Source organism: Cupriavidus sp. C1SS-2L (assembly GCF_057073735.1).
Genome location: NZ_CP172708.1, coordinates 1,437,413 through 1,453,767, shown reverse-complemented (window position 1 = coordinate 1,453,767; position 16,355 = coordinate 1,437,413). Strand labels below are relative to the sequence as shown.

General features: G+C 64.9%; 16 protein-coding genes and 1 tRNA gene. 14 read left to right on the top strand and 3 right to left on the bottom strand.

Annotated elements, in window-relative coordinates; genetic code table 11:
* Positions 1-105: 105 nt before the first annotated feature.
* From boxC to ACIGJG_RS06810, 14 genes are all read left to right on the top strand, one after another.
* Complete coding sequence (boxC, locus tag ACIGJG_RS06875; protein ID WP_483672933.1) at positions 106-1,788, top strand: 2,3-epoxybenzoyl-CoA dihydrolase; 1,683 nt, start codon at positions 106-108, stop codon at positions 1,786-1,788.
* A 29-nt stretch (positions 1,789-1,817) separates the two neighbouring features.
* Complete coding sequence (gene boxB / locus ACIGJG_RS06870; protein WP_011297494.1) at positions 1,818-3,242, top strand: benzoyl-CoA 2,3-epoxidase subunit BoxB; 1,425 nt, start codon at positions 1,818-1,820, stop codon at positions 3,240-3,242.
* Between the two features lie 75 nt (positions 3,243-3,317).
* Positions 3,318-4,571: a benzoyl-CoA 2,3-epoxidase subunit BoxA gene (gene boxA, locus ACIGJG_RS06865; protein ID WP_483672932.1), complete on the top strand. Its 1,254-nt coding sequence runs from the start codon at positions 3,318-3,320 to the stop codon at positions 4,569-4,571.
* A 123-nt stretch (positions 4,572-4,694) separates the two neighbouring features.
* On the top strand, positions 4,695-5,084 hold the full coding sequence (locus ACIGJG_RS06860; RefSeq protein WP_011297492.1) for an MbcA/ParS/Xre antitoxin family protein: 390 nt from the start codon (positions 4,695-4,697) through the stop codon (positions 5,082-5,084).
* Positions 5,044-5,796: an RES family NAD+ phosphorylase gene (locus ACIGJG_RS06855; protein WP_011297491.1), complete on the top strand. Its 753-nt coding sequence runs from the start codon at positions 5,044-5,046 to the stop codon at positions 5,794-5,796. The genes ACIGJG_RS06860 and ACIGJG_RS06855 overlap by 41 nt, the downstream gene beginning before the upstream one ends.
* 121 nt (positions 5,797-5,917) lie before the next feature.
* Positions 5,918-5,993: transfer RNA gene (locus ACIGJG_RS06850), tRNA-Met, on the top strand.
* Positions 5,994-6,167: 174 nt separating this feature from the next.
* Complete coding sequence (locus ACIGJG_RS06845; RefSeq protein WP_011297490.1) at positions 6,168-6,752, top strand: NUDIX hydrolase; 585 nt, start codon at positions 6,168-6,170, stop codon at positions 6,750-6,752.
* Positions 6,753-6,777: 25 nt separating this feature from the next.
* Entirely contained in the window at positions 6,778-7,530 is a 753-nt protein-coding gene (gene aat, locus ACIGJG_RS06840; protein ID WP_140950168.1) for a leucyl/phenylalanyl-tRNA--protein transferase, read from the top strand.
* A 33-nt stretch (positions 7,531-7,563) separates the two neighbouring features.
* Entirely contained in the window at positions 7,564-8,364 is an 801-nt protein-coding gene (locus ACIGJG_RS06835) for an arginyltransferase (protein WP_011297488.1), read from the top strand.
* A 109-nt stretch (positions 8,365-8,473) separates the two neighbouring features.
* A complete protein-coding gene (locus ACIGJG_RS06830) occupies positions 8,474-9,508 on the top strand; it encodes a quinone-dependent dihydroorotate dehydrogenase (protein WP_011297487.1) in 1,035 nt (344 codons plus the stop codon).
* 31 nt (positions 9,509-9,539) lie between these two features.
* Positions 9,540-10,598, top strand: coding sequence for an aldo/keto reductase (locus tag ACIGJG_RS06825; RefSeq protein WP_483672931.1), 1,059 nt, complete (start codon positions 9,540-9,542; stop codon positions 10,596-10,598).
* Positions 10,599-10,875: 277 nt separating this feature from the next.
* A complete protein-coding gene (locus ACIGJG_RS06820) occupies positions 10,876-11,844 on the top strand; it encodes an ABC transporter substrate-binding protein (protein WP_011297485.1) in 969 nt (322 codons plus the stop codon).
* Between the two features lie 158 nt (positions 11,845-12,002).
* A complete protein-coding gene (locus ACIGJG_RS06815) occupies positions 12,003-12,899 on the top strand; it encodes an ABC transporter permease (RefSeq protein ID WP_011297484.1) in 897 nt (298 codons plus the stop codon).
* A gap of 1 nt (position 12,900) precedes the next feature.
* Positions 12,901-13,695, top strand: a complete 795-nt coding sequence (locus tag ACIGJG_RS06810; protein WP_011297483.1) for an ABC transporter ATP-binding protein — start codon at positions 12,901-12,903, stop codon at positions 13,693-13,695.
* 54 nt (positions 13,696-13,749) lie between these two features.
* Here the strand turns inward: ACIGJG_RS06810 and ACIGJG_RS06805 are convergent, their stop codons facing one another.
* The 3 genes from ACIGJG_RS06805 to ACIGJG_RS06795 are packed head-to-tail and all read right to left on the bottom strand — an operon-like array spanning position 13,750 to position 16,171.
* Entirely contained in the window at positions 13,750-14,019 is a 270-nt protein-coding gene (locus ACIGJG_RS06805; protein ID WP_011297482.1) for a hypothetical protein, read from the bottom strand.
* The gene (locus ACIGJG_RS06800; protein ID WP_011297481.1) at positions 14,016-15,428 is read right to left on the bottom strand and encodes a LutB/LldF family L-lactate oxidation iron-sulfur protein; all 1,413 of its coding nucleotides are present in this window, start codon (positions 15,426-15,428) and stop codon (positions 14,016-14,018) included. Before ACIGJG_RS06800 ends, ACIGJG_RS06805 begins: the two co-directional genes overlap by 4 nt.
* A gap of 17 nt (positions 15,429-15,445) precedes the next feature.
* The gene (locus ACIGJG_RS06795) at positions 15,446-16,171 is read right to left on the bottom strand and encodes a (Fe-S)-binding protein (RefSeq protein ID WP_011297480.1); all 726 of its coding nucleotides are present in this window, start codon (positions 16,169-16,171) and stop codon (positions 15,446-15,448) included.
* Positions 16,172-16,355: the final 184 nt, after the last annotated feature.

The following is a 16,355-nucleotide window of genomic DNA, read 5'->3' as shown; positions in this document are numbered from 1 at the left end:
CGGGCGCCCTCGGCACGGCGTGCAGAAAGGTATTGCACCCCCCGTCACCATGCACTATATTTCATCGAAAGCCGCAAGGCACTATAGTGCATTAAGGAGACAGCCATGTCCGCGCCGGCCACCGCCCCCACTCAAGCCGCTGAACCCGTCACGTTCGAACGCCACCCCGAGCAATACCGCCACTGGAAGCTCACATTTGACGGCCCGGTCGCCACGCTGGCGATGGATGTCGACGAAGAAGGCGGCCTGCGGCCGGGCTACACGCTGAAGCTGAACTCCTATGACCTCGGCGTCGATATCGAACTGCACGACGCCCTGCAGCGCATCCGTTTCGAGCACCCGGAAGTGCGCACGGTGGTGATGACCAGCGCACGCGACCGCATCTTCTGCTCGGGCGCCAATATCTTCATGCTCGGCCAGTCGACGCACGCGTGGAAGGTGAACTTCTGCAAGTTCACCAACGAGACGCGCAACGGCATCGAAGACGCCAGCCGCCATTCGGGCCTCAAGTTCATCGCGGCGTGCAACGGCACCACAGCCGGCGGCGGCTATGAACTCGCCCTGGCCTGCGACGAAATCGTGCTGGTCGACGATCGCTCTTCGGCCGTGAGCCTGCCGGAAGTGCCACTGCTCGGCGTGCTTCCCGGCACCGGCGGCCTGACCCGCGTGACGGACAAGCGACGCGTGCGTCGCGACCATGCCGACATTTTCTGCACCACGACCGAAGGCATGCGCGGACAGCGCGCCAAGGACTGGAAGCTCGTCGACGACGTGGTCAAACCCGCGCGCTTTACCGAATACATTGCCGAGCGCGCGGCCGCGCTGGCCGCCACCAGCGATCGCCCGCAGAACCACCACGGCATCGAACTGACCCCGCTGTCGCGCACCGTCGAGGAAGACGGCTACCGCTATGACACGGTGCGCGTCCATTTCGACCGCGCCGCGCGCAAGGCCACGATCACCGTATTCGGCCCCGACCGACACCAGCCCACGGACCTCGCGGGCGTTGTCTCGGCGGGCGCGCAATGGTGGCCGCTCAAGATGGCGCGCGAACTGGATGACGCGATCCTGACGCTGCGCACGAACCATCTCGATATCGGCATGTGGATCATGAAGACTGACGGCGACGCGGCAGCCGTCCTGGCTGCCGATGCGCTGATGGAAGCGCACGCCAGCCACTGGTTCGTGCGCGAAACGATCGGCATGCTGCGCCGTACGCTTGCGCGGCTCGATGTGTCGTCGCGCAGCCTGTTCGCGCTGATCGAGCAGGACTCGTGCTTCGCCGGCACGCTGCTGGAACTGGCACTGGCGGCGGATCGCAGCTACATGCTGCATCTGCCCGACGCACCTGACGATGCGCCGCGCGTCTTCCTCAGCGAAGCCAACTTCGGCCGCTACCCGATGCCCAATGGGCTGTCACGGCTGGCCGCGCGCTTCTATGGGGACGAAGCCGCCATTACCGCAGCACGTGAACACATCGGCCAGCCGCTCGATGCACTGAGCGCCGATTCACTGAGCCTGATTACCGCCGCGCCCGACGATATGGACTGGGAAGACGAGATCCGCATCGCTGTGGAGGAGCGCGCCAGCCTGTCCCCCGATGCACTCACCGGCCTGGAAGCGAACCTGCGCTTCGGCCCGGGCGAAACCATGGAAACCCGGATCTTCGGACGCCTGACGGCCTGGCAGAACTGGATCTTCAACCGCCCCAACGCGGTGGGCGAGAACGGCGCGCTCAAGGTTTTCGGGAGCGGGAACAAGCCCCGTTTCGACTGGAACCGCGTCTGACGCCATAACGACCTGCAAGGAGACACGCCGTGAGCATCGACTACAGCCAGAAGATCCCGAACAACGTCAACCTGGCGGACGACCGCGCGCTGCAGCGCGCACTGGAGCACTGGCAGCCGGCGTTCCTGGACTGGTGGCGCGACATGGGGCCGGAGGGCTCGCACAACTTTGACGTGTACCTGCGCACGGCTGTGTCGGTCGACCCGTCGGGCTGGGCGCATTTCGAGCACGTAAAGATGCCGGATTACCGCTGGGGCATCTTCCTGCAGCCCGCCGATCCGGCGCGCCAGATCCATTTCGGCGAGCACAAGGGCGAAGCCGCGTGGCAGGACGTGCCGGGGGAACATCGCGCCAACCTGCGTCGCATCATCGTCACGCAGGGCGATACAGAGCCGGCATCGGTTGAACAGCAGCGGCACCTTGGCCTGACTGCACCGAGCCTGTATGACCTGCGCAACCTGTTCCAGGTGAACGTGGAGGAAGGCCGCCATCTGTGGGCCATGGTGTATCTGCTGCACCGCTATTTCGGCCGCGACGGGCGTGAGGAAGCCGAGGCGCTGCTCGATCGCCGCTCCGGCGATCAGGACAATCCGCGCATCCTGGGTGCATTCAACGAACGCACGCCGGACTGGCTGTCGTTCTTCATGTTCACGTACTTCACCGACCGCGACGGCAAGTTCCAACTCTGCGCGCTTGCCGAATCAGGCTTCGATCCGCTCGCGCGCACCACGCGCTTCATGCTCACCGAGGAAGCGCACCACATGTTCGTCGGCGAATCGGGCGTGTCGCGCGTGATCCAGCGGACTTGTGAAGTAATGCGCGAACGTGACATCCGTGACCCGGCCGATGTGCGCGCTGCCGGCGTGATCGACCTGGAGACCATCCAGCGCTACCTGAACTTCCACTACAGCGTCACCATCGACCTGTTCGGCGCGGACCAGTCGTCCAACGCCGCCACGTTCTACAGCGCCGGGCTCAAGGGCCGCTTCGAGGAAGGCAAGCGTACCGATGACCACGTGCTCAAGAGCGACGTCTATCGCGTGCTCGAAGTGCGCGACGGCCAGCTCGGCGAGCGTGAAGTGCCGATGCTCAATGCCCTCAATGAAGTGCTGCGCGACGACTACATCCGCGATTCGATCGGCGGCGTGGCGCGCTGGAACAAGGTGATCGAGAAGCACGGCATCCCGTTCAAGCTGACGGTCCCACACAAGGCGTTCAATCGCAAGATTGGCACGCTTTCCAATGTGCACGTGTCGCCGACCGGCGAGCTGCTGACCGAAGCACAGTGGCAAGCCAATGAGCGCAACTGGCTCGCCACGGAAGAAGACCGCGCCTATGTCGCGTCGCTGATGGGCCGTGTGACGGAGCCTGGCAAGTACGCCAACTGGATCGCGCCGCCCGCTGTCGGCGTCAATCGCCAGCCAATGGATTTCGAGTACGTGCGCTTCAACTGAATGACCGCCACCACAAGAAAGACAGGACTGTAGCCCCGGGGCCGAAGCCGGCCCCGCCCCACATGGAGACATACCATGGGCGCCCCCGAAATGATCAAGCAGCACCTGATCGATCCGGAAATCTGCATTCGCTGCAATACCTGCGAAGACACGTGTCCGATCGACGCGATCACCCATGACGAGCGCAACTATGTGGTGAAGGCCGACGTCTGTAACGCGTGCAACGCCTGCCTCTCGCCATGCCCGACCGGCGCCATCGACAACTGGCGCACCATGCTCAAGGGCCAGGCCTATCCGATCGAAGAGCAACTGCTGTGGGATGAACTGCCGGCCGAGATACCGCTGCCTGCAGCGGAACTCGATGCAGCCGGCACGGACGAAGCCCTATGCGCAGACATCGCCACAGCTGCCGCAGAAGGCGGTGTAACGGTACAAGCCGTGGAAACGAGCCGACACACGTCGGCGCGCGCGCCATGGTCGGCAGCCCATCCGTATGTCAACCTGCACGGCGTCCGGGCGCCCATGGCGGCTACCGTGGCTGGCAACTACAGGCTGACCGCCGAGGATGCATCAAGCGACATCCACCACATCGTGCTGGACTTCGGCACGCATTTCTTCCCGGTGCTGGAAGGACAGGCCATCGGCATCGTGCCGCCCGGCACAGACGCAGCCGGCAAGCCGCACTACATCCGCATGTACTCCGTTGCCAGCCCGCGCGACGGCGAACGGCCTGGCTACAACAATCTTGCGCTGACCGTGAAACGCGTCGAGGAAGACCACGACGGCAATCCGGTGCGCGGCGTGGCGTCGAACTTCCTGTGCGACCTGGCCAAGGGCGATACCGTGCAGGTGGTCGGGCCGTTCGGCACTACGTTCCTAATGCCCAATCACCGGGAAGCCAGCATCATGATGATCTGCACCGGCACGGGCTCGGCTCCCATGCGCGCGATGACCGAGCGCATGCGGCGCAACATGGAGCACTTCGGTGGGCGTCGCATGCTTTTCTTCGGTGCGCGCAATGCTCGGGAGTTGCCGTACTTCGGCCCGCTGCTGAAGCTGCCGAAAGATTTCCTCGACATCCATTTCGCGTTCTCGCGCGACGCCGAGGTGCCACGCCGCTATGTGCAGGACGCGATCCGCGAGGCGTCGGCCGGCGTGACGGCCCTGCTGTCCGATCCGCATGGCCATGTCTACATCTGCGGCCTGAAGGGGATGGAAGAAGGCGTGCTGGCAGCCTTCGGCGATGTCTGCGCCGCGTCAGGCATGTCGTGGCCGGAACTGGAGGCCACCATGAAGGCCGAAGGCCGGTTGCATATCGAGACTTACTGACCCCTCTTTGGCCTGGCTATGCCCGCCGGCCCGTGCGGTTCGCGGGCCGGTTTCCTTGCATCTCGCACTTCCCTTCTGAAATGACTCGCCTATAATGTTTCTCAAGAAACAGGAGCAACGGCGATGCAATCGAGGCGAATTCCGGAGGCAGAACCCGCCAGCGGTCCGGACCCTGGCACCACGCTGACCAAGGCCGTCATGCGCGCGGCCAGCTTCCTCGGCATCAGCCAGGCCATCGTGGCCAGCGTGCTGGGCATCAGCACGGCCTCCGTATCGCGCATGGCATCCGGCCTGTACATCCTCGACAAGCACCGCAAGGAGTGGGAATTCGGCGTGCTGTTCGTACGGCTGTTCCGCTCGCTTGACGCCATCCTCGGGCACGGCGACCAGGCACGGCTGTGGCTGACCAACGAAAATCTCGCGCTTGGCGGCAAACCTCTCGAAATGATCCGCACTACTGAAGGCCTCGTTCGTGTCGTTCACTACCTGGACGCCACCCGCGGTCGCATCTGAGCGCCAGCCGTTCGCGCTCACCCTCTGGCGTGCGGTAGAGGCCCAGCATGTGGTCTCGACCATGCCGCTGGTCGACAGCCTCGACGAGCAGGCCGTGCTGGAAGCCGTGCTCGACGCCGGCAAGCCCGCCGTGCCCGCGGAGGCCCGGCATCTGCACTATCTGCTGTTCACGCCGTTCCGTTACCCGCCATCGCCGTGGGGCTCGCGCTTTCGCGCCGGGCAAGATCCCGGTGTGTTCTATGGCGCCGAGGAAATCCGCACCGCCTGTGCCGAGCTTGGCTACTGGCGCTGGCGCTTCCTCAACGACAGCCCCGCCCTGCCCCGCATCGACGCCCGCGCCCAGACACTGTTCCAGGTGAGCGTGCGCACCGAAGGCGTGGCTCTGGATACGCCGCCGTTCGACCGCGACAGCGCGCAATGGACCGATCCGGATAGCCACGAGGCCTGCCAGGCCTTCGGCCGCATCGCACGCGAAGCCGGCATCGGCCTGATCCGCTATACGTCGGTCCGCGATCCCGGGCACGGCCCATGCGGCGCCGTAATGACGCCGCGTGCGTTTGACCATCCGCTGCCGCTGGCCACAACCACATGGATGCTGACGGTGCGCCGTGACCGCGTAATCTGGCAACGCGACGACCTGCAGCAACGCGACAGCTTTGAGTTCGCCGCATCGCTGTGGCAGCGCACAAGCGAAAGGTCCCCAGAAGGCTGAACCTCGGCAGCGCCATCGCCGTCTAATCGTTACGGAAGGCAGCTCGGCGCGCAAATGCAGTTTTTTTCACATAAGTGTTGCAACGCGGTAGCCGTTGCCCTATAATTTTTTCTTCGACGGACGCGGGGTGGAGCAGTTGGCAGCTCGTCGGGCTCATAACCCGAAGGTCGCAGGTTCAAGTCCTGCCCCCGCAACCAAACGCCTCAACACGTCGAACCGGATCTGCCAAACGTTTCGTTGGCAGTTCATCGCAAAGCCCGCAATCGCGGGCTTTTTGCTTTCCGGGTCTCGCCGCACGCTGTGGGGCCCGCCACTCAGGCAGCCGGGCCGCGCGGTGATACACTTTGCCCCATTCCTCCCGGACGCCCCTCATGAAATTCTGCTCGAACTGTGGCCATGCGGTCGTGCTGCGCGTACCTGACGGCGACAACCGCCCGCGCAGTGTTTGTGACAACTGCGGCACCATTCACTACATCAATCCCCGCAACGTGGTCGGCACGATCCCCGTCTGGGAAGACAAGATCCTGCTGTGCAAGCGAGCAATCGAGCCGCGCTATGGCTTCTGGACGCTGCCGGCTGGCTTCATGGAGATCGGCGAGACCACGGCCCAGGCCGCCTCGCGCGAGACGCTGGAAGAAGCCGGCGCGCGCGTGCAGGTAGGTGAACTGTTTTCGATGCTGAACGTGCCCCACGTGCACCAGGTGCATCTTTTTTACCTGGCGACGCTGGACGACCTCGACATTGCCCCGGGTGAGGAAAGCCTCGAAGTGAAGCTCGTGGAGGAAGCCGATGTACCGTGGGACGAACTCGCCTTCCCCACGGTGATCCACACGCTGCGCTGCTTCTTTGCCGACCGTGCCGCAGGCCGCCTGCAAGACGGCAGTTTCCGGCTGCACAGCCTGGATATCGACAAGCCCATGCGCCCGCTGACCAGCCGGGCGACGGTGACGCCCTGATTCCTTCTGCGCCAGCAGCCCCAGCATGATCGCCTGGCTGGACCCGCACGATCCGTTTCCGCCGGTGGAGCGCGCGCTCGGGCCGGCCACGGAAGCGCCGGGCCTGCTCGCCGCCAGCCGCGACCTGTCGCCCCAACGCTTGCTGCTGGCGTACCGCCAGGGCATCTTCCCGTGGTATTCGGTGGGCCAGCCGGTGCTGTGGTGGAGCACCGATCCACGCATGGTGCTCGCGCCGCAGGCGCTGAAGATCTCCGCCACTTTCCGCAAGACACTACGCCGTGTGCTGCGCGATCCGGACTGGGAGATCCGTGTCGACGATGATTTCCTCGCGGTGATGCGCGCCTGCGCGATGACGCCGCGCGAGGGACAGGACGGCACGTGGATCACGCGCGAGATCATCGCCGCCTATGGTGCGCTGCACAGCAACGGTATGGCGCACTCAGTGGAGACCTGGTACCGCGGCACGCGCGTCGGCGGCCTCTATGGCGTGGCGCTGGGCCGCATGTTCTATGGCGAATCGATGTTTGCGCACCGCACCGACGCCTCCAAGATCGCGCTCGCGGCGCTGTGCGCGTTCCTCGGCAATCACGGCGTGCCGATGATAGACTGCCAGCAGGAAACCGATCACCTGGCCTCGCTTGGCGCGCGCCCGATCGCGCGTGCGGAATTCCTGGCCCATGTACGAAATGCCTCGGCACAACCGGCAATCACGCCCTGGTGGTTCGACAAATCGGTGCTGGAGCGGTGGACCGCCACGCCCGCCACCCCGGCCGTCTGACAAGCTGGCTGCATCACCCGCCCCAAGTCCGCCATGAGCAAGCTGAAGGAGCTTCCGCTTTCCGCGCTGCAGTTCTATGCCACGGCGCCCTACGCCTGCAGCTATCTCGATGGCCGCATGGCTCGCTCGCAAGTGGCGACACCGGCCCACCTGATCAACGCTGACGTGTACTCGCGGCTGGTGCGCGCCGGATTCCGCCGCAGCGGCATCTTCACCTACCGCCCATACTGCGATGAATGCCACGCGTGCACGCCGTGCCGCGTGCTCGTGGAACAGTTCGAGCCGGATCGTTCGCAACGCCGGGCCTGGCGCCGGCACGGCCATCTGCAGGCGCTGGTGGCGCCGCTCACGTATGTCGAGGAGCACTACTCGCTGTATTTGCTGTACCAGTCGATGCGCCACGCTGGAGGCGGCATGGATCAGGACAGCCGCGACCAGTACGAGCAGTTCCTGCTGCAAAGCCGCGTGAACTCCCGGCTCGTGGAGTTCCGCGAGCCCCCCGGCTCGCCCGAGGCCGGCAAGCTGCGCATGGTCAGCATGATCGACGTGCTCGATGACGGGCTGTCGTCCGTCTACACGTTTTACGATCCGCTCGAGCGCAACGCGAGCTACGGCACCTACAACATCCTCTGGCAGATCCGCCAGACACGCGAACTCGGCCTGCCGCACCTGTACCTTGGCTACTGGATCGCCGAAAGTCGGAAGATGGCCTACAAGGCACGATTCCGCCCGCTGCAGGTGCTGACCGGCAACCAGTGGCAGGCGTTCGAGGACGACGGAGTCAGCGCCGCAACGGCCGCACCGCCGGACGAGCCCGGACCCGTGCAGGAATAGCCCGGACGACGGGCCTGCAAGGCCCATCCCGGCGCGCGAGCAAGCGCCCCAGCCGCTACAATGCCGGCTTGGTTTTCACTCTGCGCCGGCTTCCCGGTCGCCCCTCCCCGTGCTCAACGCGCTCTACCCCCTGTTCCGCCCCGCCCTGTTTTCGATGGATGCGGAGGACGCCCACCACTTCACCCTGAACAACCTGCTGCGCGCCCAGCGCCTGGGCCTCGGCGGCTGCATCGGCAACCGTATCGCCGAGGATCCGCGCACCGTGATGGGCGTGCGTTTTCCGAACCCCGTGGGCCTTGCCGCCGGGCTGGACAAGGATGGCGCGTATATCGACGGGCTCGCGTCGTTCGGCTTCGGCTTCATCGAGGTGGGCACGGTCACGCCACGCGCGCAGCCCGGCAACCCGCGCCCGCGCATGTTCCGCCTGCCGCAGGCCGACGCGCTGATCAACCGCATGGGCTTCAACAACGGCGGCGTCGACGCGTTCATCGCCAACGTCAAGGCATCTCGCTGGAAGGCGGAAGGCGGCGTGCTGGGCCTGAACATCGGCAAGAACGCCGATACGCCGATCGAACGCGCAGCCGACGACTACCTATATTGCCTCGAGCGCGTCTATCCGCATGCGAGCTACGTGACGGTCAACATCTCGTCGCCGAACACCAAGAACCTGCGCCAGCTCCAGGGCGCCAGCGAACTCGACAGCCTGCTGTCGACGCTCAAGGCCGCCCAGCAGCGCCTGGCCGACCAGCACAAGCGTTACGTGCCGGTGGCCCTGAAGATCGCGCCCGATCTCGATGCCGACCAGATCGGCAATATCGGCGACGCGCTGGTACGCCACAAGATCGACGGCGTGATCGCGACCAACACCACGATCTCCCGCGATGCCGTGAAGGGCCTGCCGCACGCGGAAGAAGCCGGCGGACTGTCCGGCCGGCCGGTGTTCGAGCAGTCGACGCACGTGGTGCGCGCGCTGCGCCAGGTCGTTGGCGATGCGGTGCCCATCATTGGCGTGGGCGGCATTTTCAGCGGCGCGGACGCCCGCGCGAAAATCGATGCCGGGGCAAAGCTCGTCCAGGTCTACAGCGGCCTGATCTACCGAGGGCCGACACTCGTACGCGATTGCGCCGCCGCGCTGCGTGCCTGAATCCGTTCTGCTAGCCAGCAAGGAGAACAACATGGAAACCGTCCGCCTCGGCCGCAGCGACCTGGAGGTCTCCCGCATCTGCCTGGGCACCATGACCTTCGGCGAGCAGAACACTGAAGCCGACGGCCACAGCCAGCTCGACTACGCGTTCTCGCGCGGGATCAACTTCATCGATACGGCCGAAATGTACCCGGTCAGGCCGCGTGCCGAAACCTACAGCCGGACCGAGCAGATCATCGGCAGTTGGCTCAAGCGCCAGCCGCGCGACCGCGTGGTGCTGGCCACCAAGGTGGCCGGCCCGGGACGGATGCCGTGGATCCGCAATGGCGACGACTTCACCCCCGCGGGCATCCGTGCGGCGGTCGACGCATCACTGCAGCGGCTGCAGACCGACTACATCGACCTGTACCAGATCCACTGGCCCGCCCGCAACGCGCCGATCTTCGGCCAGATCAGCTTCGATCCGGCCATGGAACGTCCTTGCGCGTCCATCCAGGCGCAACTGGAAACGCTGGCGGAGCTGGTGCAGGCCGGCAAGGTTCGTTATGTCGGCGTTTCGAATGAAACGCCATGGGGCGTGAGCGAATTTGTGCGCCTGGCCGAGCAGCACGGGTTGCCGCGCATTGCGACCATCCAGAACCCCTACAACCTCGTCAACCGCAGCTTTGAGCAGGGCCTGGACGAGGCTTGCTATCGCACCGACGTGAGCCTGCTGGTCTACAGCCCGCTCGCCTTCGGCCAGCTGACGGGCAAATACCTGAGCGGCGACCCGGCAAACCCGGTCTTCAACGATGCCGCAATCGGACGCCTGACCCGCTTCGGCGCCGACTGGAGCCCGCGCTATATGCGCAAGGAAACGATGGCCGCATCGGCGCGCTATGTCGAACTGGCACGCAAGGCCGGATTGTCGCCGGCGACGCTCGCGCTGGCCTGGTGCTATTCGCGCTGGTTCGCCGCCAGCACCATCATTGGCGCCACGTCGCTGGACCAGCTACGCGAAAACATCGATGCGTGGCAAACGCAATTGCATGAAGACGTGATTGCCGCAATCGGGGTAATCCACAAGCAAATCTGCAATCCTGCGCAATAATCTGCGCCCCGATGGCAAATAAGGGGGCTCCGGCAGCATCGGATGCCCCGCATTCCCTCCGGGACTTCCCATTTCGTGCGCGAGAAGTGGTATCCTCGCAGGCTTATCGCTGTCTGGCCCATTGCGCGGACGCGCGCCTCCACCAGCCGCCGGAAGTGACGCAAACGCCATGAGCAGGTGTCCACCACACTATCGTCGTGGCGGCCCGGCAGCGAGACCAAGCTTGTGCGCGGCCGCACCATCCAGAACCGAGTCACTCGGAGGAGAACAGATCAATATGAAGGGTCTCAAGGCAACCAAGTCCATCCTCGGCGGCGCAGTCGCGCTGGCATTGCTGTGCGGCGGCGCCGTGCACGCCCAGACCGTCAAGGTCCTGTCGATCGTGGACCACCCCGCGCTGGACGCCATCCGCGACGGCGTGCGCGAGGAGTTGAAGGCCGCCGGCTATGACGCCGACAAGAACCTGAAGTGGGAATACCAGAGCGCCCAGGGCAACACCGGCACGGCCGCGCAGATCGCCCGCAAGTTCGTCGGTGACAACCCGAACGCGATCGTCGCCATCGCCACGCCGTCGGCCCAGGCCGTGGTCGCCGCTACCAAGACCGTGCCCGTCGTGTATTCCGGCGTGACCGATCCGGTCGCCGCACAACTGGTCAAGAGCTGGGCGCCGTCGGGCACCAACGTGACCGGCGTGTCGGACAAGCTGCCGCTGGACAAGCAGGTCGCGCTGATCAAGCGTGTCGTGCCGAATGCGAAGACCGTCGGCATGGTCTACAACCCGGGTGAAGCCAACTCGGTCGTGGTGGTCAAGGAACTGAAGGAACTGCTGGCCAAGCAGGGCATGACCCTGAAGGAAGCCGCCGCGCCGCGCACGGTTGACATCGGCGCCGCCGCCAAGAGCCTGGCCGGCAAGGTCGACGTGATCTACACCAACACCGACAACAACGTGGTGTCGGCCTATGAAGCGCTGGTGAAGGTCGCCAATGAGTCGAAGATCCCGCTGATTGCCGCCGACACCGACAGCGTCAAGCGTGGCGCCATCGCCGCACTGGGCATCAACTACCTGGACCTGGGCCACCAGACCGGCAAGGTCGTGGTGCGCATCCTGAAGGGCGAGAAGCCGGGCGCGATTGCCTCCGAAACCAGCAGCAACCTTGAACTGTTCGTAAACACCGGCGCCGCGCAAAAGCAAGGCGTGACGCTGTCGCCGGACCTGGTCAAGGAAGCCAAGACCGTCATCAAGTAAGCACAAAAGCTGACCAGCGCCGTCCGCTCGATGCGGACGGCCGCGCGTCCCCCTACAGTACAAGATCCGGATCGCCCTACCCGGGCCCGCCCCTGAACGAGACGGCGAGCCGACCGGCCTTACCCGGGCGGGCCGCGCAGCTGTCAACAGGATTCACCATGTCCCTCTTTTCCCTTCTGGGTGCCCTGGAGATCGGCCTGATCTTCAGCCTGGTCGCCCTCGGGGTGCTGATTTCCTTCCGCATCCTCAATTTCCCCGACCTGACCGTTGACGGCAGCTTCCCGCTCGGCGGCGCCGTGGCCGCGACGCTGATCGCCGCCGGCCAGGACCCGTTTGTCGCCACGGCCGTTGCCATCGTAGCTGGTGCCCTCGCCGGTTTCATCACCGGCTGGCTGAACGTGCGCCTGAAGATCATGGACCTGCTCGCCAGTATCCTGATGATGATCGCGCTGTACTCGGTCAACCTGCGCATCATGGGCCGCCCGAATGTGCCGCTGATCACCGAGCCGACGATGTTCACCATCCTGCAGCCCGACTGGATGCCGGACTACGTGCTGCGTCCGCTGGTGCTGTTCATCGTGGTGGTGGTTGCCAAGATCGGCCTGGACTGGTTCTTCTCGTCGCAGCTCGGCCTGGCCATGCGTGCGACCGGCGCCAATCCGCGCATGGCGCGCGCGCAGGGCATTGCCACCGGCCGCGCCACGCTGGCGGGCATGGCGCTGTCGAATGGTCTCGTCGCACTGGCTGGCGCGCTGTTCGCGCAGACGCAAGGGGGCTCCGATATCTCGATGGGCATCGGCACCATCGTGATCGGTCTGGCCGCAGTGATCATCGGCGAAAGCATCCTGCCGGCACGTCGCCTCGTATGGGCCACGCTCGCCGTGGTGCTGGGCGCGATCCTGTACCGCTTCTTCATCGCGCTGGCACTGAACAGCGACTTCATCGGTCTGAAGGCGCAGGATTTGAACCTGGTCACCGCCGCACTGGTAACGATCGCCCTGGTACTGCCCGCCACCCGCAAGAAGCTGTTTGCCCGCAAGAACGGAGGTGCCTGAGATGCTGCGCGCACAAGACCTGAAGCTCACCTTCAACCCCGGCACCCCGATCGAGACCCGCGCACTGCGCGGCCTGAGCCTGGAAATCCCGAGCGGGCAGTTCGTGGCTGTGATCGGCTCCAACGGCGCCGGCAAGTCGACCTTCCTGAATGCGATCAGCGGCGACCAGATGGTCGATTCCGGCCGCATCACCATCGATGACACCGACGTGACGCGCAAGCAGGCGTGGGATCGCGCCCATCTGGTGGCCCGCGTGTTCCAGGACCCGATGGCCGGCACTTGCGAAGCGCTGACGATCGAGGAAAACATGGCGCTGGCCATGGCGCGGGGTGCCAAGCGCGGCTTCCGCCCGGCACTGAACCGCAGCTCGCGCGAACTGTTCCGCGAGAAGCTGCGCCTGCTGAACCTGGGCCTGGAAAACCGCCTGACCGACCGCATTGGCCTGCTGTCCGGCGGCCAGCGCCAGGCCGTGAGCCTGCTGATGGCCTCGCTGCAGCCGTCGCGCATCCTGCTGCTCGACGAGCACACCGCAGCGCTGGACCCGAAGACCGCCGCATTCGTGCTGGAACTGACCGCGCGCATCGTCGAGGAAAGCAAGCTGACGACGATGATGGTGACGCATAGCATGCGCCAGGCGCTGGACTACGGCCAGCGTACGGTGATGCTGCACCAGGGCCAGGTCGTGCTCGATGTGTCTGGCGAAAAGCGCAAGGGACTCGACGTGCCCGATCTGCTGCGCATGTTCGAGCAGACGCGGCATGAGCAGTTGGATGATGATGCGTTGCTGCTCGGTTGATCCGCCTGCAGCACCATGAAGAAAGGGAGCTCGTCGCTCCCTTTTTTCTTTCCGTCAGACCGTAGCGGCCTTGTCCAGCCACCGCTTCAACTGATCCGTCACCGCCGTGCTCGAAAACGAGCAACTGTCCTGTGCGAACACCGCCGACATCTCGAGCCGGCGCAGCAGCTCTTCCATCGCCTGGCCGAAGACCGGCGGCAACGTCAGCGCGGATGCTGCTTCGCGCCACGACTTCACAAGTTCAGCCGCCGGCAGTGATCCGCCGGTGTGCTGGTCCAGTGCTGAACGCATGCGCGCCAGCGTATCGGTATTGGCCGCGCTCATGTGCGTGCCCTCCTTTCTTTGTATAGCTCGCGGAACGTGCGTCCCGATGGTGCGGGCATGTCCCGCGTCTCGGTCCAGCCCTTGCCCGCCATAGGCAGGCTGCCGATAAGCCGATTGCTGCCGCCCATGCGCGCAAGGACGCGCGCGCCGAGACGAGTGGCCAGCGCATAAAGCTCTGGGCGTCGCGCCACGAAGCCCCAGGCCTGCAGCGCAAACCGCTCCTGCCAGGGCCGCAGGCCACGCTCCATCTGTTTCTCGCGCAGTTTACGCAGCAGATCCGACAACGGAATCGACGCCGGACACACGCGGTTGCACTCGCCACACATCGTGGCCGCCTGCGGCAGATCGACGGCATTGGCCAGGCCCACGTAGCTCGGCGTCAGCACGCTGCCCATCGGCCCGGGATAGACCCAGCCATACGCATGGCCGCCGATCTTCTGGTAGACCGGGCAATGATTCATGCACGCGCCGCAGCGGATACAGCGCAGCATCTCCTGGAACTCGCCGCCGATCAGGCCGCTGCGGCCGCCGTCGACGAGCACGAAGTACATATGCTCAGGACCATCGCGCTCGCCTTCCGCACGCGGGCCGGTCAGCAGCGAGAAATAATTGGAGATGGCCTGCCCTGTCGCCGAACGCGGCAGCAGCCGCATCACGGTCGCGAGGTCTTCCAGTGTCGGCAGCACCTTCTCGATGCCGGTCACGGCCACATGCACGCGCGGCATCACGGTGCACATGCCTTCGTTGCCTTCATTCGTGACGACCGCCACCGAGCCGGTCTCGGCGACGATGAAGTTGCCGCCGGTCACACCCATGTCGGCCGACAGGAACTCGGGGCGAAGCACCTCGCGCGCCTCGCGCGTCATCTCCGGGATATCGGTGAGACGCGGCTTGTTGTGGACTTTCGCGAACAGGTCGGCGATCTCGTCCTTGTCCTTGTGCACCACCGGCGCAATGATGTGCGACGGCGGCTCCGAGTCATTGATCTGCAGGATGTACTCGCCGAGATCGGTTTCGATGCTCTGCACACCCATCTCGCCGAGCACCCGGTTGAGCTGCATCTCCTCGGTCACCATCGACTTGCTCTTGATGACCTTCTTCACGCCGTGCTTCTGGGCGATCTCCGCGACCAGCCGCGCCGCGTCAGCCGTAGTCTCGGCAAACAGCACGGTGGCGCCGCGCCGCGTGGCGTTTTCCTCGAACGTGGCGAGCCAGACGTCCAGGTTTTCCAGCGCTCGGTTGCGCCGTTCCTTGAGCGCGGCGCGCGTGGCATCGAAATCGATGTCGCGGATGGCATCCGCGCGTGCGGTCACGAATTTGGTGGAGAGCTTCTTGAGGTTCTGCTGCAGCCGCTGGTCGGCCAGCTTCTGGCCCGCGCGCGCCTTGAATTCCATGCTGTGGACTTGCATCGTCGCGTCTCCGTGTCTCAGGCGTCGCCAGCCAGGACCTGGGCAATATGCAGCACGCGTGTCTGCGTATCGCCGCTGCGGCGCAGGCGGCCTTCGATATTGAGCATGCACCCGAGGTCGCCAAGCACCACCGCATCGGCGCCGCTGGCCTTGATGTTCGCGCACTTCTCGTCGACGATTGCCGTCGAGATATTGCCGTACTTGACCGAGAAGGTGCCGCCGAAGCCACAGCAGGCCTCGCAGTCCTTCATTTCGGTGAGTTGCACGCCTGGCAGCTTGCCAAGCAGCTCGCGCGGCTGCGTCTTGACGCCCAGTTCGCGCAGGCCGGAGCACGAGTCGTGGTACGTGATGTGGCCGGCAAAGCCGGAATCGACCTGTTCGATTTTGGCGACGTTGACGAGGAAGTCCGTCAACTCGAATACGCGTGCGCGCAAGCGCTCGTAGCGGCCGTTCAGCTCAGGGTCGTCGCGCAGCAAGTCGGCATAGTGGTGACAGATCATGCCGCCGCAGCTGCCCGATGGCACGACCACGTAGTCGAACATCTCGAACTCGCGCAGGAATTTTTCAGCCAGGTCGCGCGACACCGCTCGCTCGCCCGAGTTGTAGGCCGGCTGGCCACAGCAGGTCTGGGCTTCCGGCACCATGACCTCGTAGCCGGCGCCTTCGAGCAGTTTCAGCACGGAGAAACCGATCTCCGGACGCATGAGGTCCACCAGGCAGGTGGCGAACAGGCCAACTCGCATTTGATTTCTTTCTCCAGACCCCGAAACCCGGCAATTATGCGCGTTTGCGCCGCGAGGTGGCGCACAAACCATTCAGGCGCGGTGAACGCGGTTCAGGCCGCATCCTTCCCTTCGTTCCTGCCCCACTAGAGGATTCTTACTGAAATGTCATTTCACCCATTGAAATTTTCACGATGTGAGATAG

Coding starts and splice junctions, on each gene's coding strand:
- boxC (WP_483672933.1), top strand. CDS start 106: ATGTCCGCGCCGGCCACCGCCCCCACTCAAGCCGCTGAACCCGTCACG.
- boxA (WP_483672932.1), top strand. CDS start 3,318: ATGGGCGCCCCCGAAATGATCAAGCAGCACCTGATCGATCCGGAAATC.
- ACIGJG_RS06860 (WP_011297492.1), top strand. CDS start 4,695: ATGCAATCGAGGCGAATTCCGGAGGCAGAACCCGCCAGCGGTCCGGAC.
- ACIGJG_RS06845 (WP_011297490.1), top strand. CDS start 6,168: ATGAAATTCTGCTCGAACTGTGGCCATGCGGTCGTGCTGCGCGTACCT.
- aat (WP_140950168.1), top strand. CDS start 6,778: ATGATCGCCTGGCTGGACCCGCACGATCCGTTTCCGCCGGTGGAGCGC.
- ACIGJG_RS06835 (WP_011297488.1), top strand. CDS start 7,564: ATGAGCAAGCTGAAGGAGCTTCCGCTTTCCGCGCTGCAGTTCTATGCC.
- ACIGJG_RS06825 (WP_483672931.1), top strand. CDS start 9,540: ATGGAAACCGTCCGCCTCGGCCGCAGCGACCTGGAGGTCTCCCGCATC.
- ACIGJG_RS06820 (WP_011297485.1), top strand. CDS start 10,876: ATGAAGGGTCTCAAGGCAACCAAGTCCATCCTCGGCGGCGCAGTCGCG.
- ACIGJG_RS06815 (WP_011297484.1), top strand. CDS start 12,003: ATGTCCCTCTTTTCCCTTCTGGGTGCCCTGGAGATCGGCCTGATCTTC.
- ACIGJG_RS06810 (WP_011297483.1), top strand. CDS start 12,901: ATGCTGCGCGCACAAGACCTGAAGCTCACCTTCAACCCCGGCACCCCG.
- ACIGJG_RS06805 (WP_011297482.1), bottom strand. CDS start 14,019: ATGAGCGCGGCCAATACCGATACGCTGGCGCGCATGCGTTCAGCACTG.
- ACIGJG_RS06800 (WP_011297481.1), bottom strand. CDS start 15,428: ATGCAAGTCCACAGCATGGAATTCAAGGCGCGCGCGGGCCAGAAGCTG.
- ACIGJG_RS06795 (WP_011297480.1), bottom strand. CDS start 16,171: ATGCGAGTTGGCCTGTTCGCCACCTGCCTGGTGGACCTCATGCGTCCG.